We start from the raw sequence: 24681 nt of genomic DNA on the forward strand, positions 1-24681 counted from the left end.
AGCCGCTTTGCCGGGTTCAACGATAGCGCACGGAAGAGCGTCGGCAGATCAAGATCGCCCGAATGATAGAGGCGCATCAGCACCGGCAGCATGGTTTCCAGACCCACAGCCCCGCTTGCCGCTTCCTCGAAGGGCAGGCGCTTGCTTTCTTCGTCCTGCGGTGTGTGGAACGATCCGATCACGTCGATCAGGCCGGACTTCACTGCCTCGACGACCGCCTGTCGGTCATCCTCGGACCGCAATGGCGGCTTGACCTTGAAGAAGGTGCGGTAGTCGGCGACGTCGTATTCATTCAGCGTCAGGTGGTGCATCGACACGCCAGCGGTCACGTCGAACCCGTTGCGTTTTGCCCGTTCCAGCGCGGGCAGGGCGCGGGTCGTGGTGATCTGGTCGGCGTGGTAGCGCACACCAGTCATCTCGACGAGGGCGATATCGCGGTCGATCCCCATGCGTTCCGCCATCGGCGTGACACTGGGCAGACCGCGCAGCGATGCGAATTTACCGGATGTGGTCGCGGCACCTGCGGACAGGTTAGGCTCCTGCGGGTGACCGACGACCAACGCACCCAAGGCGCGGGCATAGGTCATCGCGCGGCTGAGCACCTTGGTGTCCCGCACCACGCGATCGCAATCCGTAAAGGCGACGGCCCCGGCATCCATCAAGAAACCGATCTCGGTCATCTCGCGCCCGTCGCGGCCTTTGGTCAAAGCGGCCATCGGCAGGACGTGCACGGGTGCCGCCTCGTTGGCCCGGCGGCGGACGAATTCCAGCGTTTCGGGCGTGTCGATGGCCGGGTTTGTGTCAGGGCGCGTCACGATGGTGGTCACGCCACCTGCTGCCGCCGCAAGCCCGGCTGAGCCATAGCTTTCCTTGTGCCGTTCGCCGGGTTCACAGATCTTGACCCCGATATCGACGATGCCGGGAGCCAGGTATTTACCGCCTGCATCGCGCCGTGCCTCGGTGGGCACAGCGTCCGTGCTGATCTCGGGCATCGGTGTGGCGAACACCTCGGCAATCACGCCATTGCGGATCAGAACTGCTCCAGGGGTGGTGGTTGCTGCCTCCGGGTCGATCAGCCGCGCGTTCGAGATGAGGATCGTCATGTCACCCTGCCTGTTTCTGACGCGCCGCGTTGATCTGCTCGATCACCGCCTGTGGATCTGGCTGATACTTGATCAGGTGCTTGTCGCCGGAGCGGGTGATGACCTGCACCGAACCGGCAATCGTGCGCAGCTTGACGATGTCCTCAAGCCGCGCCTTGCGTTCGTAGGGGCCGGTCAGACTGGAGCTGGTCATCGTCCAGACCTCGTCCATGATTTCATCCGCCATATACCACCCCCGCAGCGCAACCGCGGCCAACCCGCCGACGGCCCCGGTCCAGATATGCGGATTGTCGAGCACCCAGAGGATAAGCATCCCTGCCGCCATCGCAAACGCCGTCATCACGGCATGGGCGCGGATATAGGTCGCCATATCAGGTTTGAATTCGATCATAAGGGCTTTCGACGGTCTTCAGTTAAGCATGAAACGGGCAACGATGATCGCAAGCGGGATCAGGACAAACAGCCCGACAACGACCCACAGCCCGGTGTTCGATTTGGGGCTGGAGCCCCCGGGAACAGTGCCGACAACGCCTTTGGCCGACTTCGTGTGGATCGGCGTGGCAATTGTCGCAACTTTCGGTTCGTTGAACGTCCCGATCCAGCGCAGCGGGTTCGAGATCGTGAGGTCTTGTTCGGTGTGGTCAAACGCCTGCGATGGCAGCACAAGCGCAAACCCGGTCAGCGCGTCAATCCGCGACCTCATCGCCTGAAACTCGGGGCCGGTCACGTCATGCGCATTGATCAGGTATTGCGACAGGGACATGTCGCCCAGATCGCGGATGTTGATGACCTCGACAAAGGCCGACCGCAGAGTCTTCGCCCCAAGCGCATATTGCAGGGGCCATTCGCCCGTGCCGGCCTGCGTTGTGAACCGTTCGATGGCTTCGCGTGGCAGGTCGATGTGAAACACCCGGATCACGCCGCGTTCGCTGCTTTTGATATGCATGGTCGTGCTCATACCATCACGCCCTCGGTCTGCGCCTCGCGTCTTTCGCGGAGCGACCGCGCCAGAAGGTCCATCGCGGCCATGCGCACGGCCACGCCCATCTCCACCTGTTCCTGAATGACCGACCGGTTGATGTCGTCGGCCAGTGTGCCGTCGATCTCGACCCCGCGGTTCATTGGGCCGGGGTGCATGACGATGGCGTCTTCCTTGGCATGGCCGAGCTTTTCCGCATCAAGGCCGTAGCGGTGGTAATATTCCCGTTCGGACGGGATGAACCCGCCATCCATGCGTTCCTTTTGCAGGCGAAGCATCATGACGACATCAACGTCCTTGAGCCCTTGGCGCATGTCCTCGAACACCTCGACCCCAAATTCGCCGATCCCCGTGGGCATCAGCGTTGGCGGGCCGACAAGGCGCACACGGTTTTCCATCTTGCCCAGCAGCAGGATGTTCGACCGGGCGACACGGCTGTGGGCGATGTCGCCACAGATGGCGATCGACAGACGGTGCAACCGCCCCTTGGCGCGACGGATCGTCAGTGCATCAAGAAGCGCCTGCGTGGGATGTTCATGCTTGCCGTCACCCGCGTTCAGTACCGCGCAATTCACCTTTTGCGACAAGAGATCCACAGCCCCGGAATGCGGGTGCCGCACGACCAACAGATCGGGATGCATCGCGTTCAGCGTCAGCGCCGTGTCGATCAGGGTTTCGCCCTTCTTCACCGACGAGGCCTGCATCGCCATGTTCATCACATCCGCGCCCAGACGCTTGCCCGCAAGCTCAAAACTGGCCTGTGTCCGGGTGGAGTTTTCGAAGAACATGTTGATCTGCGTCATCCCCGCCAGAACGTCCGTGCTTGGTGTCCGTTTGCGGTTGCGGTCGGCATATTGGTCCGACAGGTCAAGCAGTGTGGTGATTTCGTCAGGGCGGAGGGGTTCGATCCCAAGCAGGTGTCGTTGATCGAAACGCATCATCTGGCCTTTTCGGAGTGGTCGGCTGCTTATAGAAACTGCACTGTCTCGCGGCAAGACCGTGTTCCCTTTTGCGCGACAGAATGCCGGGATAGAGTGTCTTATGGATTCGCAAATCGACTGGCATGCGGCACGCGCTGCCCTTGAATGGCAGCTTGAGATGGGTGTGACCGAGGCGATCTCGGAAACGCCCATCAACCGTTTCGAGCAGGTGGCCCCACCGCCGAAAGCGGGTGTTGGCCCGGGTGTCGCTGCGCCAATCGTTCCCGTGCAGGCCGCGCCCGAGGTCGATCCTGTCGCCGAAGCCGAAGCAGCCGCCCGCGCTGCACCCGACCTCATAGCGTTGCAGGCGGCGATGGCGGCCTACCGGCATTGCGAGCTTCAGAAAGGCGCGCGCAACCTTGTATTCTGCGATGGTGTGGCGGGCGCACGCGTGATGATCGTGGGCGAAGCGCCGGGGCGCGACGAGGACCGGATCGGCAAACCCTTTGTCGGACGCGCCGGGCAACTGCTGGACAGGATGCTTGCGGCCATTGATCTGGGGCGCGATCGTGAGGGCGCACAGGCGGTCTACATCACCAATGTGCTGCCATGGCGCCCGCCGCAGAACCGCGATCCGAAACCCGATGAAATCGCGATGATGCTGCCCTTCCTCAAGCGCCACATCGCTTTGGCTAAACCCGAAGTGCTGGTGGTCATGGGCAATATCTCGTGCCAGGCCCTGCTTGGCAAACGCGGAATCACACGGCTGCGCGGCCAGTGGGCCGAGGCCGAGGGCCTGCTGGTGATCCCGATGTTCCATCCCGCCTACCTGTTGCGCAACCCATCTGCCAAGCGCGAGGCATGGGCTGATCTTCTCGACCTGCAAGCGCGTCTGACCAAGAAAGCCTGACCCATGAGCCGTATCGACGAAAGCAAAGACTTCCTGCCCATCCGCATCGCCGTTCTGACGGTCAGTGATACGCGCTCCATGGCCGAAGACCGGTCCGGCGACACGCTGGTGGGTCGTATCGAAGGCGCTGGGCATATCGTGGCAGATCGCAAGATCGTTCAGGACGAACGCGACCAGATCGCGGCGCAGCTGCGCGCGTGGTGCGATCAGCCCGACATCGACGTTGTGATCTCGACCGGTGGCACAGGTTTGACCGGGCGTGATGTGACCGTTGAGGCGCATCGCGATGTCTACGAAAAAGAGATCGACGCCTTTGGCACCGTTTTCACCATGGTGTCCTTCCAGAAGATCGGCACGAGCGCCATTCAAAGCCGTGCGACGGGTGGTGTGCGCAACGGAACGTACCTTTTTGCGCTGCCCGGCAGCCCCGGTGCCTGTAAGGATGCGTGGGACGAAATTCTGAGCCTGCAGCTCGATTATCGGCATCGGCCTTGTAACTTTGTCGAGATTTTACCGCGATTGGACGAACACCTGCGACGGAAATAGCATTTCACTTCGTGAAACGAAGAGATGTGTTATTGGAAAACATGCAGCTCTGGCTACTTGATAGGCAGAACTGTTGATGAGGATTGTCGCACATGCGGTTTTTGCGCCGTAGCCTGACAGGGCTTTTTCTACTTTCGCTGACGCTTGGACTTCTGGCTTATGCTGGGGTGCAGGTGCGCGATGCCGTGCAGGAGCGGATGGCGCAGGAACCGCGCAGCTTCCCGCAGAGGGAACGTGTGTTCGCCGTCCACGTCGTTGCAGCAGAGTTTGAGACCGTCACCCCGATCCTCACCGCGTTTGGCCAGATCGAAAGCGTCCGCACGCTGGAATTGCGGGCAGCGGTCGGCGGGCGTGTTCTGGAAATCGCGCCCGAGTTTGTCGAAGGCGGCACCGTGACCGAAGGGCAGATGCTTGTGCGGATCGACCCGACAGATGCCGAGGCGGTTCTGCAGCGGGTTCAAAGCGATATCCTTGATGCCGAAGCCGAACAGCGCGAGGCGGAGCGCGCCATCATTCTTGCCCGCGACGAACTGGTCGCCGCAGAAGAACAAGCCACGCTGCGCGAACGCGCGTACCAGCGGCAGGTCGATTTGCAGGATCGTGGCGTCGGCACGGCTGCGGCAGTCGAAGTGGCGGAACTTGCCGCAGCACAGGCACGGCAGGCGGTTCTGTCCCGCAGGCAGGCGGTGGCACAGGCCGAGGCCCGGATTGATCAGGCGACCACTCGCTTGTCCCGTGCAGTGATTGCCGAGGCCGAAGCCCAGCGTCGTCTGGATGACACGCTCATCACAGCCGATTTCTCGGGCACTTTGGCGGATGTGTCCGTGGTGCAGGGGCGGCTGGTGTCGTCCAACGAACAACTTGCCCGCCTGATCGACGCCGATGCGCTTGAAGTGGCGTTCCGGGTCTCGACGCAGCAATTCGCGCGGTTGCTGGATGAAACAGGACAGCTCTCCAAATCGGATGTCACCGTTGTGCTGGACGTGTTCGGCACCAACCTGACCGCGACCGGTACGCTCAGCCGCGCTGGCGCCGCAGTCGGCGATGGCCAAACCGGGCGGCAATTGTTTGCCACGCTGGACAGCGCGCCGGGGTTCCGTCCGGGCGATTTCGTCACCGTGCAGATCGCGGAACCGCCACTTGAAAACGTCGCGCGTCTCCCGGCATCGGCACTGAATGCTGCAAACGAAGTGCTTGTGATCGCGGATGAAGACCGTCTTGAAGTGGTTGAAGTCAACCTGCTGCGCCGACAGGGCGATGACGTTCTGGTCCGCGCGCGGGGCTTGCAGGGGCGCGAGGTCGTGGCCGAACGCACGCCGCTGCTGGGCGCAGGCATCAAGGTGCGACCATTGCGTGACGCCGGACAGGCCGCACCCGAAGAACCTGAAATGGTCGAACTCACCGAAGAGCGCCGCGCCCGTCTGACGGCCTTTGTGCAGTCCAACACCCGGATGCCCGAAGAGACACGGCAGCGCATTCTGCAACAGCTGTCGCAGGGCACCGTGCCCGCGCAGGTCGTTGAACGCATCGAATCCCGGATGGGGGGCTAAGCCATGGTGCGCACTCTGTCGGGCAAGGCCGGGGGCATCCTCAGCTATTTCGTGCGCCACCGGACCGTGGCGAACCTGCTGCTGATCCTCTTGCTTGCTGCGGGGGCGTTTTCGATCCCCAACATGCGGGCGCAGTTCTTTCCCGATGTGGTCGTCGATGATGTCGATGTCTCGGTCGTCTGGGACGGGGCCGGGGCGGAAGACGTGGATCGTGGCATTGTGCAGGTGCTTGAACCCGCGATCCTGTCGGTCGAAGGGGTGGAAAGCTCTGAGGCGACATCCCGCGAAGGGCGTGCCAGCATCCGGCTCGAATTCGAACCGGGCTGGGACATGTCCCGCGCCGCCGATGACGTGCAAAAGGCTGTTGATGCGGTCTCGACATTACCTGCCGATGCAGAAGACCCGGTGGTTCAGCGCGGTACGTGGCGCGACCGGGTGACCGATATCGTCATCACCGGCCCTGTCGGTGTGGATCAACTCGCGCGGTTTTCCGATGAACTCAGCGCCCGGCTTTTTGCCGAAGGGGTCACGCGCACCACCATCCGGGGGCTATCGGCCCCCCGCACCGTGATCGAGGTGCCCTCGGCCAATCTCATCGCCTTCGACATCTCCATGCGCGAGATCGCGGATGCCATCGCGCAAGAGGTCGATGCCGACCCGGCCGGTGACATCGGCAACGCCAACACCCGTGTCCGCACCGGCGTCGAAAAGCGCAGCGCGGAACAGATCGCCAATATCGCACTGCGCTCCAACCCCGATGGATCGAACCTGACGGTGGGCGATGTCGGCACGATCATCATCGAAGGGATCGACCGGGAACGCAGCTATTTCGTGGGCGAGAACCCCGCGATTTCCATCCGCGTCGACCGCAGCGATCAGGGCGATGCCATCGCCATTCAGCGCAAAGTGGAAGAGGTCGCAGCCGAATTCGAAGCCTCGCTTCCCGATGGCGTGACCGTCGACCTGATCCGCACGCGGGCCGAGGCGATCACAGGGCGTCTGGACATCCTGCTCGACAATGGCCTGACGGGTCTCTTGCTGGTGGTTCTTCTGCTCTTCCTGTTCCTAAACGCGCGAACGGCGTTCTGGGTGGCGGCTGGTATTCCCGCATCGATGATGGCGGCGATTGCGCTGATGTATGTGTCCGGGATCACGATCAACATGATCTCGCTCTTTGCGCTGATCATCACCTTGGGCATCGTCGTGGATGATGCCATCGTGGTGGGCGAACATGCCGACCATCTCGCCCGCTCTGGCCTTCCCCCGGTCGAGGCGGCGGAACGCGCAGCGCACCGTATGGCGCTTCCGGTCTTTGCCGCGACCCTGACCACGATCATCGCGTTCTTTGGCCTTGTCGCCATCGGAGGCCGGTTCGGTGACCTGATCGCCGACATCCCCTTCACCGTAATCGCGGTTCTGGCGGCATCGCTTGCGGAATGCTTCCTGATCCTGCCGAACCACATGGCCCATGCCATCGCCCACAGCGCCAAGGAACATTGGTACGATATTCCGTCGCGGGTGGTGAACCGTGGCTTCCGCTGGATGCGCGAAACCCTGTTCCGCCCGTTCATGGCGCTGGTTATCAAGGCGCGGTATGCGGTGCTGGCGGGTGCTGTTGTTTTGCTGGCGTCACAGGCTGCGCTGTTCATCCGGGGCGACGTGCAATGGCGCTTCTTCAACTCGCCAGAGCAAAGCTCGGTCACCGGCAATTTCGCCATGGCTCCCGGTGCCACCCGCGAAGACACGTTCGAGATGATGCGCATCTTCCAGCAATCGGTCGAGAATGTCGCGAAAAGCTTTGAGGACCGCCACGGCGTCAACCCCATTGATTATGTGATCGCCGAGGTGGGCGGAAATGCCGGGCGCGGGATCGCCGGGGCCGACACCAAGGATGCCGACCAGCTGGGCGGGATCTCCATCGAACTGATCGACCCCGATCTGCGTCCGTTCTCGAGTCAGGCTTTTGTTAGCGAATTGCAGGACAGCGTACCGCGTCATCCGATGGTCGAAACCATCAGCTTTCGCAGCTGGGGCAGCGGCCCGGAAAGCGATGCGCTCGATGTGCAATTCTACGGGGCGACCGCAGAAACGCTGAAAGCCGCGTCCGAAGACCTGAAGAACGCGCTGCTGCAATATCCCGAGGTCTCGGCTGTCGAAGACAATCTGGCCTATGACAAGGAAGAACTGATCCTCGAACTGACGCCACAAGGGCAGGCGCTGGGCTTTACCATCGACGGTCTGGGCAGCGTCTTGCGCGCCCGTCTTGGCGGGATCGAAGCCGCGACCTATCCCGACGGCCCCCGCAGCGCCGAGATCCGTGTCGAACTGCCTGCGGGTGAACTGACGGCAGATTTCCTTGAACGCACGCAGATGCGCACGCCCGAAGGGGCCTATGTGCAGCTTGCCGATATCGTCAGCGTCGAACGTCGCACCGGGTTCTCAACGGTTCGTCGCGAAAACGGTATTCGTCTGATCTCCGTCACCGGCGACATCTCAGAAGACGACCCAGCCCGCGCCAATGACATCATGCTGGCACTGGAAACCGAGATCCTGCCCACAATCGCCAGCGAACGTCAGGTGGAATACCGCCTGTCGGGCCTCAGCGAACAGGAGGGCGAGTTCCTGAACGACGCCCGCACCGGTTTGATCCTGTCTCTTCTCGCCATCTACCTTGTCCTGTCCTGGGTGTTCGCAAGCTGGACGCGGCCGCTTGTGGTGATGTCGGTGATCCCCTTCGGACTGGTCGGCACGATCTACGGCCATGCGGTCTGGGACGTGCCGCTCAGCATGTTCACGGTGGTCGGTCTATTGGGAATGACCGGGATCATCATCAACGACTCGATCGTTCTGGTGACCACCATCGACGAAAAGGCGCAGGACCGGGGGCTGTTCCCGTCGATCATCGACGGCGCGGCTGACCGCCTGCGCCCGGTGTTCCTGACCACGGCGACCACGGTTCTCGGTCTTGTGCCGCTGCTCTACGAACAATCCAGTCAGGCGCAATTCCTGAAACCGACGGTGATTACGCTGGTCTACGGGCTTGGTTTCGGCATGTTCCTCGTGCTGCTGATCGTCCCGTCGCTGATTGCGATTCAGAGCGATCTTGGACGCCTGACCCAGACAGCGCGTCGCGGGTTGCGGTTCCGGCGTGGGGGGATTCGTGCCGCCCTGTCGCTGGCCTCGGCGATGATCGTTGCTTGGCTTGCGGCGACCATGGGGGCATTTGCGGTCACAGGCACCTTGCCTCAGGCCCTTCAGAACGCTTTGGCCGACACTCCGCTTGCGGGGGATATCACGCTGATGACCAGCCTCGGGCTGTTTGTGGCCGGAGCTGCGGTGATCTGCCTTGCGCTTTATCTCGTCTCGGGACTGGCGCTGGCGATGTTCCGGCTGCGGCGTCTGGCCTGACGGTCAGGACGAACAGCCCAGAATATCGACAGCGCGGGACTCGCCGATCACGGTGAAGCGAAGTTCCGACCGCTCCAACGCAAAGCTGCGGCCTTCGACATGCACCAGCCGGGTGCTGGCATGAAGGATCGCACCGTCGCGGCGACTGTCCGGTTCGGCGACCCAGACATGGGGATTGCCTGCTTCGACCACCACATATTCCGTTCCGCCTGCCGAAGGCATGTCGATCCGGGCATGCAGGATCAGGGCACCATCGGCCCCGGCTTCGATGGCACAGGTCACACCGCGCACCCCGGCCTCACGCGCAGAATAGGGACGGTCGGTCAGTGCAGCAGCGATCATCGGGTCCGGGCGGGTGACATCGGGCGGCAGGGTCGCGTTGAACGACAGGTTCGCCGGGATGCAGATATCCTTGCAGATGCCGATCTGCATCTCGCCGGACAAGTGCATGTCCGCGCCGCCGGTCTGCGCTGTCAGATGCAGCGGGATCACCAGTTCGGTCATGTAGCCGACCGAGCGCATGCCCTGTTCAAAAAACACATCCGGTGTCGGCCAGTTGGTCGAGACTGCCTGAATGTTGCGCGATCCCGTCCAGTCGAATTGCGGAGGGATGCCGACATCGCCGGGCGCGCGCCAATAGGTCTTCCACCCCGGTTCCAGAACGATGTGCAAGGCCGCCATATGGGTGCCATCGGCCATCCGCCAGCCGGGGCGCAGTTCGACCTGCGACAGCCCGGTGGTGTCGGACGCGGATGCACCCGTCGGCGCGGCGGTCGCGAGCGCCAGAGACAGTGCAGAGATCAGGGTTCGGAGATAGGTCATTCCTTAGCAGATGGAGGTTTTCCGCCGCGATGAAAAGTCACAAAGGGGCGATCCGTCGTGTGCGCTGCGTGTCTGTGCTCTTGCAACCCCATGCGCCGCTCTCCATGTTCTGAATTGTGAGCCAGAAAACACCGATAACAGACCTGACAGGACAGATGCTGATCGCGATGCCGGGCATGCCCGATCCGCGTTTCTCGCACAGTCTGATTTACCTCTGCGCGCATTCTTCGGATGGCGCCATGGGGCTGATCGTGAACAAGCCTTCCGTCGAGATGAGCTTCGAGACACTGATCGACCAGCTGCCGATCGAGAATACGGGGAACCTGTCGGGCATTCGGGTGCATTTCGGTGGCCCGGTCGAGGTGGGCCGGGGGTTTGTGCTGCATTCGCCCGATTTCCAATCCGACATGACAACCCTGCAGGTCGATGATGCCTTCGCCATGACTGCGATCCTTGATGTGCTGGAAAGCATTGCGCAGGGCACGGGACCGGAAAAAAGTTTGATCGTCCTGGGTTATTCCGGCTGGGGGCCGGGACAGCTTGAACGGGAAATCGCAGAGAATGGCTGGCTTGTCTGCGAGGCCCGCAGCGATCTGGTCTTTGACACACCTGACAGCGACAAATGGGAAGCGGCTTTGGGCAGTCTTGGCATTTCGCCCTTGGCGCTGTCGTCCGAGGGGGGACGCGCCTGAGAGGCGCGCTGCCCCTTGCCCCAAGGTATTTCGAAACCGAAGAAGATCAGGACCGGGCTTGAAACACCCATGCGCCCGCGTCATTCAGATGGCGGGTGGCCCGCCCTTCGTGCCAAAGGTGCTGGCAATGGGCCATCGCCTCGACCAGCGCCAATCCGTACTCACCCTCGCCAATCGTCCGTTTGAAAAGCGGTGCAAAACAGTCGCCAGCGGATTTCGGTGTGTCCAGATGCGCCTCAAGCCGCCGCAACGCACCGTGGTGGTTTTCGATCAGCTGGTGCAGGCGCAGGGGCAGACCCGTGAAGGGAAGCTTGTGTCCCCCAAGAACCAGATGATCCTCGCGTGCGATGGTGGACAGGCGTTCACAGGATTCGAGCCAGTCTGCGACCGGGTCCGCCTCGGGTTCGGTGGCGTAGACGCCGATATTCGAACTGATCGACGGCAGGATCTGATCGCCAGCAAGGATCAGAGTATCATCGCGCGACCAGAAGGTCGCGTGTTCCGGCGCGTGCCCATTGCCGATATGGATGTCCCAAGTCCGACCACCAGCGGTGATCGTGTCGCCCTGCTGGATGCGGGTGTAGCCCAACGGCAAAGGAGCAACGCAATCGGCGAAATTGAACGGGCGTTCGGTCCGGCGCTTTTCAAGGATCTCCGCCGTCATCCCGCAGCGCTGCCAGAAGGTCAGGGTTTCCGGGCTGGGCACAGCCTGTTCGTCCAGCGTCAGCATCCGCGCTGTCAGCCAAGCGGTGCGCGTGGTCACAAGGCCGGCGCCGTGTTCGGACTTCAGCCACCCGGCCATGCCCACATGATCGGGGTGGTGATGCGTGACGATCACACGGGTGATCGGCTTGCCCTTGAGCGGCCCGTCCATCAGCTGCGCCCAAAGCGCCTTGCCCCGTTTCGAGGCAAAGCCTGTGTCCACAATCGTCCAGCCGTCGCCATCGTCCAACGCGTAGACATTGACGTGGTCCAGCTTCATCGGGAGCGGCAGGCGGATCCACAGGACACCCTCAGCGACTTCGATGGCGTCGCCTTCGTCCGGCGGAGTGTCCCATGGGTAGCGAAGTCCGCCGGTGCTCCGATCCTTCATGCGGCCAGATCGTCCATGCTCAGCGCGTAAAGCTCGTCCGCACCCTGACGCGCGTGGGTCAGGAGGCCGACATGCTCGGGCAAGAGGCGGTGAATGTAGAACGCCGCCAGACGTTCGTGTTTGCCGCCCCGATCCGCGCGTGCGGCCTTGAGGTGAAAATGCGCACCCAGCACACGGGCAAAGCCGCGCAGATAGGGAACCGATCCGGCAAAGCGATCCCGTGCGCCATGGGCAACCATCCATTCGGTGGTTTCCCGCAGGGTCTCGCAGGCTTGCCACACCGCTTCTGCCAGTTCCGGCAGATCGGCGCGGGCGGCCTCGGCATCGGCCTCCATCTCGTCCAGCAGGCGGTACGCGGCCTCACCGCCATCCATCAGCTTGCGACCAACAAGGTCCATCGACTGGATGCCGTTGGTGCCCTCATAGATCGCGGTCACCCGCACATCGCGCGAATACTGAGCCGCGCCGGTTTCTTCGATGAATCCCATACCGCCATGCACCTGCACGCCCAGTTCGGCCACGTCAATCCCCGTATCGGTGCCAAAGGCTTTTGTGATCGGTGTCAAAAGGGCCGCGCGCGTCGCCCAATCCGCATGCCCGGTCGCTGTTTCCATGTCGATCGCCACCGCATTGGCCAGCGCAATCGCCCGCGCGGCAAAGGTGTCGGCCTTCATCGTGGCCAGCATCCGGCGCACATCGGCATGGTCGGTGATGGTGTTGTTCTCGGTCCGGCCCTGCTTGCGCCCTTCGGCATAGGCCAGCGCATGCTGGTACGCGCCGTCGGCCACGCCGATCCCTTGCACACCCACGCCCAACCGTGCGTTGTTCATCATGGTGAACATGGCGCGCATGCCGTCGTGTTCTTCGCCCACAAGCCAGCCTGTTGCGCCATCATACTGCATCACCGCGGTCGGGCTGCCATGCAGACCCATCTTGTGCTCAAGGCTGACCACCTTGAGGCTGTTGGCCACGCCGGGGACACCATTTTCGTCAGGAATGCGCTTGGGCACGAGGAACAGACTGATTCCCTTGGTGCCAGGCACCGCGTCGGGCAGGCGCGCCAGAACCAGATGGCAGACGTTCTCCGTGATGTCGTTGTCCCCCCACGAGATGTAGATCTTCTGCCCGGTGATCGCATAGCTGCCGTCGCCGTTCGGTTCCGCCTTGGTGGTCAACGCGCCCACGTCGCTGCCCGCCTGCGGTTCGGTCAGGTTCATGGTGCCGGTCCATTGGCCGGAAATCAGCTTGGGCAGGTAAAGCGCCTTGAGCTCGTCGCTGGCATGGTTTTCCAATGCCTCGATCTGGCCTTGTGTCATCAGCGGTGACAGCTGCAGCGAAAGACACGCCGCGCTCATCATGTCGTTTACCGCCGTGGTCATCGCCATCGGCAGGCCCATACCGCCATATTCCGGATCGGCGGCAATCGCGATCCACCCGCCGTCGGCAATCGCCCGCAACCCATCGCTGAATCCCGGTGAGGTGCGCACGATCCCGTTCTCCAGCCGCGCAGGGTGCAGATCACCCGCCCGCTGCAGCGGTGCCAGAACTTCTTCACACAGCTTTCCCGCCTCGGTCAGCACCGCCTCGACCGTTTCCGGTGTGGCTTCGGCAAACCGCTCGGTCGCGGAGACCTGATCAAACCCGACAACGTGGTCGAACAGAAAACGAAATTCGGAAACAGGGGCGCGGTAGGACATGTACGGCTTTCCTTGAACGTCAGGACATTTGAGCTGCGGCTTGGCAATTGCAGGCCGGAACGGTAAGCAACCGTCAGCTTTTGATGCGACCCTGACGAATGCGGCCCACCCGATCAACAAAAACGCGGCGTCATAACCGATGAACACCTCCTCTCCTGACCTTTTGCCCGATACCAACGCGGGTCACGCGACTGCAGCGGGTATTTTGCGGTCCGGAAGGTTGGTCGCCTTCCCGACCGAAACAGTCTATGGGCTGGGTGCGGATGCGTGCGATGATCGCGCCGTGGCACGAATCTTCGAGGCAAAGGGGCGGCCAAGCTTCAATCCGCTGATCGTGCATTTTGCAAACCTCGACACCCTGAAGCAGCATGTTCACTGGACACCCGAGGCAGAGCTTCTGGCGCAGACCTATTGGCCCGGTCCTCTGACGCTGGTTCTGCGCAAACAGGCGGACAGCCCGATCTCGGAGCTTGTGTCAGCCGGGCTCGACACGATTGCGGTGCGGCTTCCGGCCCACGACTCGGCGCGAGCCATCCTTCGGTCGTTCGGGGGCGGCGTGGCGGCTCCCTCGGCCAACAGGTCGGGTCAGATCAGCCCCACATCGGCGCAGCATGTGGTCGCCAGCCTTGGGGCGCGGGTCGATGCCATCCTCGATGGTGGTCCCTGCAAGGTTGGCGTCGAATCGACCATCGTCGGCCTGACAGACAAACCGATTCTCTTGCGCCCCGGTGGTATCACCGAACAGGAACTCGCCGAGACCCTTGGCCGCCATCTTGCCGTGCGCCACAAGGCCGAAGCGATCTCGGCCCCCGGTCAGTTGATGTCGCATTATGCACCCAAGGCGCTGGTGCGCCTCAACGCCACCGAATGGGAGCCGGGCGAAATCCGCCTTGGGTTCGGAGAGGTGGACTGTGACCTCAACCTGTCCAGGACCGAGGATCTGGTCGAGGCTGCGGCGCATCTGTTCGACTACCTGCACCGCCTCGACGCAATGGGCGGCGGCACGATTGCGGTTTCACCGATCCCGCATGAAGGGCTGGGTATCGCGATAAACGACCGCCTCAGCCGCGCCGCGGCACCGCGCGAAGGATAACCCGAATGACAGAGCAGACAGACCAAAGCCGATCGCCCATCGGCCCGATTGCGCTTTTGTCCGCGTGCAACTTTGTCATTGGAATGGGGGCCTTTGTCGTCATTGGCATGGTGCCTTTGCTGGTCGCCGATCTGGGCATCAGCACCGCAGCGGCCGGTGGCGCGTTGACGGTTTACGCGCTGTCCTATGCCGTGCTTTCCCCGGTGTTGGTCTCTTTGACCGGGCGTGTCGGGCGCAGACGGGTGATCGCGGCGGGGATGGTCGTGTTCGCGGGGGGCGCGCTCCTGTCCGCCCTCGCGCCAAATCTGACGATGCTTTATGTCGCCCGCGCGCTGTCTGCGGTGGGGGCCGGTCTGGTCACGCCAGTCGGGGCTGCTGTCGTGGCCGCGCTTGCACCTCAAAGCACCCAAGGCAAGGCCATCGCGGCCTTCTATTTCGGGCTGACCCTGTCTCAGGCGCTGGGTGTCCCCATTGGCGGCTGGATCGCCTATACATTCGGGTGGCGTGCTGCGTTCTGGATCGTGATGGTGATGGCGCTTCTGTTCAGTGCGCTGATCTGGTGGCGCGTCCCGGCGGGATTGCGGTTCACGCCCGTATCGCTGTCCGATTTGGGCTGCACGTTGAAAAACGGGCTGGTGATGGGGGCTGTGCTTTTCACATCCAGTTACCTTTGCGCGTTCTACGTGCTGTTCACCTATCTTGCGCCCCTTCTCGACCAGACCATGGGATATGGCCGGGACGGCATCACGCTGGTGCTGTTGCTGTTCGGGGCAGGTGCGGTTGTCGGAAATCTGATGGGCGGGGTGCTCAGCGACAGGCTCGGATCGGTGCAATCCCTTGTCCTTTTGTGCCTGTGTCAGATCGTTCTGATGCCGCTGTTTTCGGGACTGCCGATTGAGCACGTCTTTGTGTTGGTGCTCGCCTTTGTCTGGTCAGCCGTGGGCTGGTCCTTCGTCGCGCCCCAGCAGGTTCGCCTTTTGAAACTGGCCCCGGACATGGCGGGTGTCGTCCTCGCCCTGAATGCGGCGGCGATCTATGTCGGCTCCGCGTCCGGGTCAGCTCTGGGTGGGCTGATCCAGACGGTCGGTGACCTGACCTGGCTGGGAGCCGCAGGTGGCATTGGGATGTTGGGCGCGCTGGGCCATCTGTTGTGGTCCCACCGCGCCGCCAATCTCCGCGCTGCGCGTCAGTCGAATTTCCAAAGCGCCGGAACAAAGCTGTAGGCATCGCCGTCGCGCATCACGTGCCCGACACCGGGGAAGGGGAAGTGATAGCCCAGAACCGCCATCCGATCCGTCGCCGCCATATCCAGCAAACGTTTGCGCGTCGCCACGGTCTGATCGCCATCCGCATCGAAATTGTTGTACCACTCGGGATGCGCAAAATTGGTGTAGGCGTGGCTCATCGAATCGCCTAACGCGATCAATTGCTGCCCGCCGCTTTCCACGACCACAGCCATATGGCCGGGCGTGTGACCGGGCGTATCGATCACCCGCACACCGGGCACCACTTCGAACCCGTCGGACATCAGCTCCCACTCGGCACCATCGACATTGATCGAGTTCTGCGCACCAACCACGAATTGCTGCATCTCGGCGGGCACCTGTGACGCCAGCCCGTCCTGCATCCAATAGGTATGCTCGGCCTCGCCAAGGTAATAGGCCGCGTCCGGAATGATCGCTTCGTCGAAATCGTCGCGGATGCCCCAGATGTGATCGGGATGCGCATGGGTGATGACCACATGGGTGATCCCCGCCGCATCGATCCCCGCCGCATCCAGATTGGCCCACAGCCGCCCGGCGGTATCAAGGAAGCGGTTGCCCGATCCCACATCGACCAGAACCGTATTGCCCCCGATCTCCACGATCAGGTGGTTGGTGTGCGATGTGTTGGTCTCGGTCGACAGGTAATGCGCCGCCAGAAAGGCCTGCACCTCAGCCGGGTCGGCATTCGCGCCCAACCCATTGGTCGGCAGGCTCAGATAGCCGTCCGACACGATGGTGATCTTGGCCTCGCCCAGGGTGAAGCGGAAATGGCCGGGATTGCCACCCTCCGGTCCCCCGAGTTCGGCCAGCGCCTGTGCGCCCGGAAGCGCAAAGGCGGGCATTGCGGCGGCGGTTTTCAGGAATGACCGACGTGTGGGGCGCAATAACATGGTGTCTCCTCCCAGAGATAAATTCAATTTTGTGAATAACATTACTGTCCGCCACGCTGCAATTCTGATTTTCAGCTATACCGCTATGGGGGAAGAATTAATTTCAATTCCCCCATATTGGGAATTTGGCCAATCACGCCAAAGACTTGATGGTCAATCCGAGGACGCACCACGTTGCGAGTGATTTGCAACTGCCGCGGGGGCAGCATAGATACGCCCTGCGCTGCAGTGCAGCAGCGCTTGGACATAGCTTCATACAGGAGGCGCGGACATGACCTTTCTCAAGACAGCCGCTCTCGCCGCCATGCTTGGCATCACCGCAACCACCGGAATCGCGCAGGAGGTCACCCTCCGCTTCCAGCATTTCGTCTCTCCCAATTCGGCGAACCCGAAATATTTCCTCGATCCGTGGGTCGAAAAGGTTGAGGCCGAGTCGAACGGCCGGATCAAGATCGAGATCTATCCTTTCATGCAGCTCGGCGGCAAAGCCACCGCGCAATATGACCTGATCCGCGATGGCGTGATCGACGGCGGTTGGGTGATCCCCGGTTACACGCCGGGCCGTTTCCCCGAGGCCGAGGCGCTGGAACTGCCCTTCATGGTCACCAAAAGCGCCGAGGAAGCCTCGCGCGCGGCGTGGGAATTCACGCAAAAGCACCTGATGGACGATTTCGCCGATGTGCACCTGATCGCGGCCCACATGCACGGGCCGGGTATCGTCCACAAGAAAGGTGCGGCCATCGAAGACCTGAGCGATTTCGCGGGTCTCAAACTGCGCGGCCCGTCGCGCCCGGCGACCCTCTTGCTCGGCAAGCTGGGGGCCGAACCCATCGGCCTGCCGGTGCCGCAATTCCCCGAGGCGCTCTCCAAAGGCGTGGTCGATGGCGGTGTGATCACATGGGAAATGTCGCCCTCGCTCAAGCTGGATGAGCTGACCGACAGCCACACCGATGTGGCGGGCGACAAGTCGCTCTACAACCTCTACTTCATCTGGGCGATGAACAAGGACAGCTACAATGCGCTGCCCGACGACCTCAAAGCGGTGATCGACGCCAATTCGGGTCTGGAAACGTCTGCGATGGCGGGTCGGGCCCATGATACCGGCGACCGCGACGGATTTGTCGTGATGGAAGACGCCGGGAACGAGATCGCGACGCTCAGCGAAGACGTGACCGCGCAGATCGTGGCGCTGGGCGATGAGGTCACGCAGGACTGGATCGCCGAGATGACCGAGCGTGGCCTTGATGGCGCGCAACTGGTCGAAGATGCCCGCGCGGCGGTCGAAGCGACCCGTGGCACCGCCAGCGGTACGGACGGGTAAAGCGCCTACAGTGCCAAGAGCGACGCGGCATCCATGCCGCGTCGTTTTGCGTCGACGCAAAACTCTCCGCTTGGGATCAGTCCTCCCGGTCCCAGCGCTTCCAAAGCAGCGACAAGAGTGTTTCTCCGGCCAGCGGTGTGGTGCAATCGGCCATCAACACCGGCCCGTCGCGCCGGGGTGAGGACGTGTCGGCCTGCGCGCGCATCTCCAGCACACGCAACTCTTCAAGGGTCGGGCTGTAGATATCCATGAGCAGACCCTATCACAGGTCAGCCATTTCCCCAAATCGCAACACCGTCACATGCGTATCGCCATAGCGCCGCGTCTCAAGCCGGGTAAACCCTTCGGGCGCCATCTGCGGCGTGTTCTCTTCCCAGACGATCAGCGCATCCTCTGCCAGCCACCCGCCTTTCACGGCCGTTAGCAGCGCCTTGTCCCCCAACCCCTTGCCATAGGGCGGATCGAGAAACACCAGCGTGGCGGGCTCCGTGTCACACGGCGGAAGCCGCGTCGCATCCCGCGCGATCACCCGCCCCGTTTCGCAGCGCAACAGCTTGAGGTTCTCCTTGATCAGCGACAGCGCCTTGCGCCCGTCATCGACAAACACAGCCGACGCTGCCCCGCGCGACAGCGCCTCCAACCCCAGCGCCCCGGTGCCTGCAAAGAGATCGAGCACATGCGCGCCGTCGAACGGGTTCCCAAACCGCCCGCCCGCCAACATGTTGAACAGGCTCTCCCGAACCCGGTCCGTCGTGGGCCTCAGATGCGCACCGGGATCGCCTTTGCCCACATTGGCAAGCGCCCGCCCGCGCCATGTGCCCGCGATGATCCTCACGCCTTGAGCAGCGCCTTGAGGTCGGTGGCCGGATCGCTCACCGCTTCGGGGTCAGGGGACTTGCCGCTTTCAATCAGCCGCTTGCCCACCATATAGGCGCGCGGGTCGTTCATCGCGTCGATGGCCAGCAGCCGGTCGCCTGCGTAGTACCAGAAAGACACCACACCATCCTCGCCCTGCCGCGTGACGATCCGGTCATATCCGGCGCTCAGCCCTGCGATCTGAAGCTTCACGTCGTATTGATCCGACCAGAACCACGGTTTCGCCTCGTAAGCCCGACCTTCGCCCAGAATGTTGTCCGCGACACATTCCGCCTGATCGATGGCATTGCCGACGCTTTCCAGCCGCATCTGCTGACCGTTCATCGGGAAGGACGCGCAATCCCCTGCCGCCCAGATATGCGGGTCCGACGTGCGCCCAAGCGAGTCAGTGGCGATGCCGTTCTCGATCCGAACGCCTGCCGCCTCGGCAAGCTGCGTATTGGGAACAATCCCCACACCCACCAGCACGAAATCCACCTCCAGCGTGCTGCCATCGCTCAGAACAGCACCCGTCACACGACCCTCAGTGCCGGTCAGGTGATCCAGCCCGACGCCTTCGCGGATGTCGACGCCATGCCCACGATGCACATCCCGGAAATAGGCCGATGTCTCGGGCGCTGCGACCCGTTGCAAAATGCGGTCGGCCATCTCGACCAGCGTCACGGTCAGCCCCAGCTTGGCCGCCACGGCTGCGGCCTCCAGCCCGATATACCCGCCGCCGACGATCAGCACCCGCGCACCGTTGGTAAAGCGGTGGGCCATCGCGTCCACATCGTGCAAGCCCCGCACGACCATCACACCGTCCAGATCGCCGCCAATGCTGGCAGGCAAACGGCGCGGGGTGGACCCTGTGGTCAGCACAAGATCGTCGTAGTGCAGCACCTCGTCCCCGACAGTCAGTGTCTGCGCCGCAGGATCAATCGCCGTCACAGGGGCACCAAGTTTCAAAGCGATATGCTGCTCCGCATAGAAACTCTCGGGTCGCAGATAAAGCCGATCCCGCTCCATCTCTCCCAGAAGATAGGCCTTGGACAAAGGCGGGCGTTGGTACGGGGGAAACGGCTCTTCCCCGATCAGGGTGATCTGTCCGTCAAAGCCTTTGGCGCGCAGACGCGCCACGCAGGACGACCCGGCCTGTCCCGCCCCCACAACAATTACCTGTCTCATTGATAAACCTTTTTTCGCCGTACCATTGGTCTGGTTGCGGGTGACCCTATATGGCAGAGCATCCAGAATGCAATTCATCAACGAGGGACTGACGATGACAATCGCACCGGGTGATACCCTGCCAGAAGCAACACTTGTGAAAATGGGGGCGGAGGGCCCTGAAGCGGTCTCATTGGCCGATCATGCCAAAGGCAAGAAAGTCGTGATCTTCGCCGTACCCGGCGCGTTTACGCCAACCTGCCATTCGGCCCATGTGCCCAGCTTCATCCGTACGAAAGATCAGTTTGCCGCGAAAGGCGTTGACGATATCATCTGCGTGTCGGTCAACGACCCCTTCGTGATGAAAGCCTGGGGCGAAGCCACAGGCGCGACCGAAGCCGGCATCACCATGCTGGGCGACGCGCAAAGCGCCTTCACCAAGGCCATCGGCATGGATTTTGACGCGCCGCCCGCCGGGCTGATCGCGCGATCCAAGCGTTATGCGATGGTCGTCGAGGACGGCAAGGTCACCAAGCTGCAGGTCGAGGAAAGCCCCGGCGTCTGCGAAGTCTCTGGTGGTGAGGCCTTGCTCGCCGCGCTCTGAACGGTGCGGGCAATCCTTCGAAGGATTGCCGAAAACTCTTCGAAGAGTTTTTTGGCCCGGTGTCGGATTACAGTCCGTGCCGGGCCTTGTTGTATGCGGACCAGTCGTCGATCTCGGGGTAGTACCTTTCCCGCCATGCGGTGACCCGAGGATTCATCATCGCCCGCCATTTGCGCGGGAACAGGGCGAAAAAGGTCATCACCGGATAGCCATAGGGCAGTTGCGGGGCCTCGTCCTCACCATAGGTCTGCAGCAGCGGAAAGCGGCGGTCGGGTTTGTAATGGTGATCCGAGTGCCGCTGCAGATTGATCAGCAACCAGTTCGACGCCTTCTGCGATGCGTTCCAGCTGTGGCGCGGTTTGACATGTTCGTATTTGCCGTCGCCCAGGTATTTCCGCGTCAGGCCGTAGTGTTCGACATAGTTGACCAATTCCAGCTGGAAGATTGCCGCGAGCGCCTGTAACACAAACACCAACGCCCCCAGCCAGCCGCCTAGTGCAAAGGCCAGCAGGATGAAGAACAGCTGCAGCATCCCATAGCGCCAGAACGGATTGCTGATGTGCCACCACGGCAGGGTCTTGCGCGCCAGCATGTCGCGTTCGGCGCGAAACGAGGACAGCAGGCTTTGCTTCAGCACGCGCGGGTAGAACCGCCAGAAGCTTTCGTTGTAGCGCGCCGTCACCGGGTCGCGGGGTGTGCCGACATGGCGGTGATGCACAAGCAGGTGTTCTGATCGGAAATGGCCGTAAAGGGCCATGCACATCAGGATATCCCCAAGCCAGCGTTCCAGCTTGTTTTTCTGGTGCATCAGTTCATGGGCGTACACGATGCCCACGGTGCCAGACAGAACGCCCATGCCGACAGTCACGAGGTAAATCTCAATCGGGCCAAGATGGTCGGCACGGGGGATGTACCAGATTAGGCCAAAAATCATCAGGAATTGCAGTGGCAGCCAGATCATCGTGATCATCTTGTGCCAGTAAAGCGCGCTGTCCTTGGTCTGCGGGTCGATGTTGTCGGTATCGAGGCCCAAAGCGGCATCCAGCGTGGCGAAGACACCCCATGTGGCGATGATCGGAACGAGCGCCCAGACCCCGCCGATCACCGCGCCGGACAGCACCAGCGGCAGCATGAACAGCGAAAGCCAGAAGGGCACCGCTGCCCGGAACGGCAGACGTGACACAGAAGGAGTCAGGGCGCTGTCAGACATGAACGTGCTCGGTATTTCCTGGTACACAGCATGTAACGGCAGAATTGGCGTTCACCAATAATGACGTAACGTGGCGTCATTTTGCTTTGGTCAGGGCATGGGCTTTGCGCATCACCGTGGGCAGGTCGTCGGGATCGAAATCGTCGGCCTCAACGAACATGCCGCGCAGCGGTGCGCGGTCCATCGGCACCAGCGCGGTCTTGACTGTGAGCCGCAGGTGAAAATGGGTGAAGGTGTGCCGCGCTTCTTCGGGAAGTGTGCGCCATTCGGCGCGGATCGGGGGATCTTCGGTGGGAGCATCGCCCCAGTCGCTGCCGGGCCAGCCGAGCATCCCGCCCAAGAGCCCGCTGTCGGGGCGCTGTTCCAGCAGCCATGCGCCATCGACCCGGCGGGCAAGGTAGGCAATGCCGAACCGCGTCGGTTTGCGCGTCTTCGGGGATTTCTTCGGCAGGTCTTTGGCCGTGCCCGCCTCCCACGCTGCGCAGGATTTGCGCCACGGACACAGGCCGCAGGCCGGGTTGCGCGGGGTGCAGATCGTCGCTCCCAAGTCCATTACGGCCTGGGCATAACAGCCAGGGCGTGTCTGTGGGGTGAGGGCCGAGGCGTATTGCATCAAGACAGGTTTCGCAGCGGGCAGTGGCGTGTGATCGTCATAAAGTCGCGCCATCACCCGTTCCACGTTTCCATCCAGCACGGTCTCTGGCAGGTCAAAGGCGATGGAGGCGATGGCAGCCGCGGTGTAGGGTCCGATGCCCGGCAGCGCGATCAGTCCGTCATAGCTGTCTGGGAACACGCCACCATGATCGTGATGCACCACGCGGGCGCATTTGAGCAGGTTCCGGGCGCGGGCGTAGTAGCCCAACCCAGCCCACGCGGCCATCACATCGGCATCTTCGGCCTGTGCCAGATCGCTGACGGTGGGCCAGCGGGTGGTGAACGCCTCGAAATAGCTTTTGACGGCGGCAACAGTGGTCTGTTGCAGCATGATCTCGGACATCCAGACGCGATACGGGTCCGGGCGCACATCCTGTGCCCGCGCGGCCGGTCCCACACGCCAAGGCATCTGGCGGGCATGCCTGTCGTACCAGTCGAGCAACGCGGCGGGGTCGGGCCGTTCACGCAAGTCTGACATTCCTTTGAACTCGGGTCTCATTTGTGGGGTGGTTGCGATGGCATCTCGCCACTAGAATAGCGTTCGGACAAGGGAGTCAAACATGGCGCCGCGCAACAGTCAGACCCATGGCTTCAAACGCACATCGAGCCTCTTGCAGACTCAGATCCGCAAGACATCCGAGACGCGTGGCTTTGCGCAGTCGCGCCTTTTAACCCACTGGGCCGAGATCGCTGGCGAGGACATCGCCGCGATGAGCCGCCCTGTCGAAGTGCGCTATGGGCGGGGCGGGTTCGGCGCGACGCTGACGCTTTTGACCACGGGGGCCAATGCGCCGATTCTCGAGATGCAGAAGGAAAAGCTGCGCGAGAAGGTGAACGCGGTTTATGGCTACAACGCGATTTCCAAGGTGCGGATCACGCAAACCGCCTCGACCGGGTTTTCGGAAGGTCAGGTGAGCTTTGATCACCGCCCCAAAGGCGTGCGTGACGACACGCCCGCCGCGATCCTGCCAGAGGCGCAGCACGTGGCAGGGGGCGTTCAGGACGACGGATTGCGCGCGGCGCTGGAACGTCTTGCCACGAACGTCTATTCAAAAACACAAAATCGGACTTAAGTCCTTCGGGAAACAGAGCAAAGGGTTTCGCAATGAAACAACGGATGATGACGATTGCACTGGCGGTGGCCCTTGCGGGTGGCGCAGGATGGTGGATTACCGGGACAGGCTCTCAGGCGCCCACGATCAATGGGCAGGCCATTGCGCTGCCCGGCGCGGCCAATGCGCAGTCCAGCACGCAGGCAGAGATGACCGTCGAGGACATGGTGCTGGGTGCCGAAGACGCACCGGTCGAAATCATCGAATACGCGTCCTACACCTGCCCGCATTGCGCCAATTTTCACAAGGGTGTCTTCAAGGACCTGAAGGCGGATTACATCGACACCGGCAAGGTCAAGTTCACCTATCGCGAGGTCTATTTCGACCGCTATGGTCTGTGGGGATCGCTCGTCGCGCGCTGCGGTGGTGAGGATCGGTTCTTTGGCATCACCGAAATGATCTATGACACCCAGAGCCAATGGACCCGTGCCGGATCGGAAGCGGCGATTGCCGATGAACTGCGCAAGATCGGCCGGATTGCCGGTCTGGAGAACGACCAGCTTGAGGCGTGTCTGAGCAATGGCGACAAGGCGCGTGGGTTGATCGAATGGTATCAGGCCAATGCCGAAGAGCATGGGATCAATTCGACCCCGTCCTTCGTGATCGATGGGACTACCTATTCGAACATGAGCTATAGCGAGTTCAAGGAAATCATTGACGACAAGCTGGGCAGCTAAGCCCGCAGCACCGTCATCTTTCAAAGAAAGGCCGGTTCTTTGATCCGGCCTTTTTTGGTGTCTGCAACGATTTCTCCGAATAGGTCCGTTTCGGCCCGATTGTTTCGCGTGCG

24 protein-coding genes are annotated in these 24681 nt (G+C 62.1%); 11 read left to right on the plus strand and 13 right to left on the minus strand.

Annotation, left to right across the window (positions count from 1 at the left end):
* The 4 genes from JJ869_RS08550 to JJ869_RS08565 all read right to left on the minus strand — a co-directional run.
* Window positions 1-1103, minus strand: a 1103-nt coding sequence (locus tag JJ869_RS08550) for an amidohydrolase family protein (protein ID WP_292266141.1), incomplete at its 3' end; no start/stop codon positions are given.
* A 1-nt stretch (window position 1104) separates the two neighbouring features.
* Window positions 1105-1494, minus strand: a complete 390-nt coding sequence (locus JJ869_RS08555; protein ID WP_292266143.1) for a hypothetical protein — start codon at window positions 1492-1494, stop codon at window positions 1105-1107.
* An 18-nt stretch (window positions 1495-1512) separates the two neighbouring features.
* Window positions 1513-2049, minus strand: a complete 537-nt coding sequence (locus JJ869_RS08560) for an aspartate carbamoyltransferase catalytic subunit (protein WP_292266145.1) — start codon at window positions 2047-2049, stop codon at window positions 1513-1515.
* 8 nt (window positions 2050-2057) lie between these two features.
* The gene (locus JJ869_RS08565) at window positions 2058-3020 is read right to left on the minus strand and encodes an aspartate carbamoyltransferase catalytic subunit (protein ID WP_292266182.1); all 963 of its coding nucleotides are present in this window, start codon (window positions 3018-3020) and stop codon (window positions 2058-2060) included.
* A gap of 103 nt (window positions 3021-3123) precedes the next feature.
* On the opposite strand from JJ869_RS08565, the gene JJ869_RS08570 reads away from it, so the two are divergent.
* The 4 genes from JJ869_RS08570 to JJ869_RS08585 all read left to right on the plus strand — a co-directional run bounded on the left by JJ869_RS08570 (window position 3124) and on the right by JJ869_RS08585 (window position 9416).
* The gene (locus JJ869_RS08570) at window positions 3124-3912 is read left to right on the plus strand and encodes a uracil-DNA glycosylase (protein WP_292266147.1); all 789 of its coding nucleotides are present in this window, start codon (window positions 3124-3126) and stop codon (window positions 3910-3912) included.
* A 3-nt stretch (window positions 3913-3915) separates the two neighbouring features.
* Window positions 3916-4458, plus strand: a complete 543-nt coding sequence (moaB, locus tag JJ869_RS08575; RefSeq protein WP_292266148.1) for a molybdenum cofactor biosynthesis protein B — start codon at window positions 3916-3918, stop codon at window positions 4456-4458.
* Window positions 4459-4550: 92 nt separating this feature from the next.
* A complete protein-coding gene (locus JJ869_RS08580; RefSeq protein WP_292266150.1) occupies window positions 4551-6008 on the plus strand; it encodes an HlyD family efflux transporter periplasmic adaptor subunit in 1458 nt (485 codons plus the stop codon).
* 3 nt (window positions 6009-6011) lie between these two features.
* Window positions 6012-9416, plus strand: coding sequence for an efflux RND transporter permease subunit (locus JJ869_RS08585; protein ID WP_292266153.1), 3405 nt, complete (start codon window positions 6012-6014; stop codon window positions 9414-9416).
* 3 nt (window positions 9417-9419) lie between these two features.
* On the opposite strand, the gene JJ869_RS08590 is transcribed toward JJ869_RS08585, so the two are convergent.
* Window positions 9420-10238, minus strand: a complete 819-nt coding sequence (locus JJ869_RS08590; RefSeq protein ID WP_292266154.1) for a protein-disulfide reductase DsbD domain-containing protein — start codon at window positions 10236-10238, stop codon at window positions 9420-9422.
* Window positions 10239-10393: 155 nt separating this feature from the next.
* Here JJ869_RS08590 and JJ869_RS08595 point away from each other — a divergent pair, with 155 nt between their 5' ends.
* Window positions 10394-10930 (plus strand): YqgE/AlgH family protein, encoded by a 537-nt coding sequence (locus tag JJ869_RS08595; RefSeq protein WP_292266183.1) that lies wholly within the window; start codon window positions 10394-10396, stop codon window positions 10928-10930.
* Window positions 10931-10976: 46 nt separating this feature from the next.
* Here JJ869_RS08595 and JJ869_RS08600 read toward each other — a convergent pair whose 3' ends face one another.
* A complete protein-coding gene (locus JJ869_RS08600) occupies window positions 10977-12023 on the minus strand; it encodes an MBL fold metallo-hydrolase (protein ID WP_292266155.1) in 1047 nt (348 codons plus the stop codon).
* Window positions 12020-13720, minus strand: coding sequence for an acyl-CoA dehydrogenase (locus JJ869_RS08605; protein ID WP_292266157.1), 1701 nt, complete (start codon window positions 13718-13720; stop codon window positions 12020-12022). The genes JJ869_RS08600 and JJ869_RS08605 overlap by 4 nt, the downstream gene beginning before the upstream one ends.
* A gap of 139 nt (window positions 13721-13859) precedes the next feature.
* Between JJ869_RS08605 and JJ869_RS08610 the strand changes: the two genes are divergently transcribed.
* A complete protein-coding gene (locus JJ869_RS08610; protein WP_292266158.1) occupies window positions 13860-14813 on the plus strand; it encodes an L-threonylcarbamoyladenylate synthase in 954 nt (317 codons plus the stop codon).
* A 5-nt stretch (window positions 14814-14818) separates the two neighbouring features.
* On the plus strand, window positions 14819-16036 hold the full coding sequence (locus JJ869_RS08615; protein ID WP_292266160.1) for an MFS transporter: 1218 nt from the start codon (window positions 14819-14821) through the stop codon (window positions 16034-16036).
* On the opposite strand, the gene JJ869_RS08620 is transcribed toward JJ869_RS08615, so the two are convergent.
* Complete coding sequence (locus JJ869_RS08620; RefSeq protein ID WP_292266161.1) at window positions 16000-16968, minus strand: MBL fold metallo-hydrolase; 969 nt, start codon at window positions 16966-16968, stop codon at window positions 16000-16002. The genes JJ869_RS08615 and JJ869_RS08620 overlap by 37 nt on opposite strands.
* Before the next feature lie 271 nt (window positions 16969-17239).
* Between JJ869_RS08620 and JJ869_RS08625 the strand changes: the two genes are divergently transcribed.
* Window positions 17240-18289, plus strand: coding sequence for a TRAP transporter substrate-binding protein (locus tag JJ869_RS08625; RefSeq protein ID WP_292266162.1), 1050 nt, complete (start codon window positions 17240-17242; stop codon window positions 18287-18289).
* Between the two features lie 76 nt (window positions 18290-18365).
* Here JJ869_RS08625 and JJ869_RS08630 read toward each other — a convergent pair whose 3' ends face one another.
* The 3 genes from JJ869_RS08630 to JJ869_RS08640 are packed head-to-tail and all read right to left on the minus strand — an operon-like array spanning window position 18366 to window position 20332.
* On the minus strand, window positions 18366-18539 hold the full coding sequence (locus JJ869_RS08630) for a hypothetical protein (protein WP_292266163.1): 174 nt from the start codon (window positions 18537-18539) through the stop codon (window positions 18366-18368).
* A gap of 12 nt (window positions 18540-18551) precedes the next feature.
* A complete protein-coding gene (gene rsmD, locus JJ869_RS08635) occupies window positions 18552-19124 on the minus strand; it encodes a 16S rRNA (guanine(966)-N(2))-methyltransferase RsmD (protein WP_292266165.1) in 573 nt (190 codons plus the stop codon).
* Entirely contained in the window at window positions 19121-20332 is a 1212-nt protein-coding gene (locus JJ869_RS08640; RefSeq protein WP_292266168.1) for an FAD-dependent oxidoreductase, read from the minus strand. The genes rsmD and JJ869_RS08640 overlap by 4 nt, the downstream gene beginning before the upstream one ends.
* Before the next feature lie 94 nt (window positions 20333-20426).
* Between JJ869_RS08640 and JJ869_RS08645 the strand changes: the two genes are divergently transcribed.
* The gene (locus tag JJ869_RS08645; protein ID WP_292266185.1) at window positions 20427-20915 is read left to right on the plus strand and encodes a peroxiredoxin; all 489 of its coding nucleotides are present in this window, start codon (window positions 20427-20429) and stop codon (window positions 20913-20915) included.
* Between the two features lie 67 nt (window positions 20916-20982).
* Here the strand turns inward: JJ869_RS08645 and JJ869_RS08650 are convergent, their stop codons facing one another.
* Window positions 20983-22125, minus strand: a complete 1143-nt coding sequence (locus tag JJ869_RS08650; RefSeq protein WP_292266170.1) for an alkane 1-monooxygenase — start codon at window positions 22123-22125, stop codon at window positions 20983-20985.
* Between the two features lie 76 nt (window positions 22126-22201).
* Window positions 22202-23257 carry an A/G-specific adenine glycosylase gene (mutY, locus tag JJ869_RS08655; RefSeq protein ID WP_292266172.1) on the minus strand — a complete coding sequence of 352 codons (1056 nt, stop codon included), beginning with the start codon at window positions 23255-23257 and terminating at the stop codon, window positions 22202-22204.
* A gap of 82 nt (window positions 23258-23339) precedes the next feature.
* On the opposite strand from mutY, the gene JJ869_RS08660 reads away from it, so the two are divergent.
* Complete coding sequence (locus JJ869_RS08660; RefSeq protein ID WP_292266174.1) at window positions 23340-23852, plus strand: DciA family protein; 513 nt, start codon at window positions 23340-23342, stop codon at window positions 23850-23852.
* A gap of 32 nt (window positions 23853-23884) precedes the next feature.
* Window positions 23885-24568: a DsbA family protein gene (locus JJ869_RS08665; RefSeq protein WP_292266175.1), complete on the plus strand. Its 684-nt coding sequence runs from the start codon at window positions 23885-23887 to the stop codon at window positions 24566-24568.
* The last annotated feature ends 113 nt before the right edge of the window (window positions 24569-24681 follow it).

Origin of the sequence: Marivita sp., from assembly GCF_017643905.1 — a bacterium.
Lineage (GTDB): Bacteria > Pseudomonadota > Alphaproteobacteria > Rhodobacterales > Rhodobacteraceae > Marivita.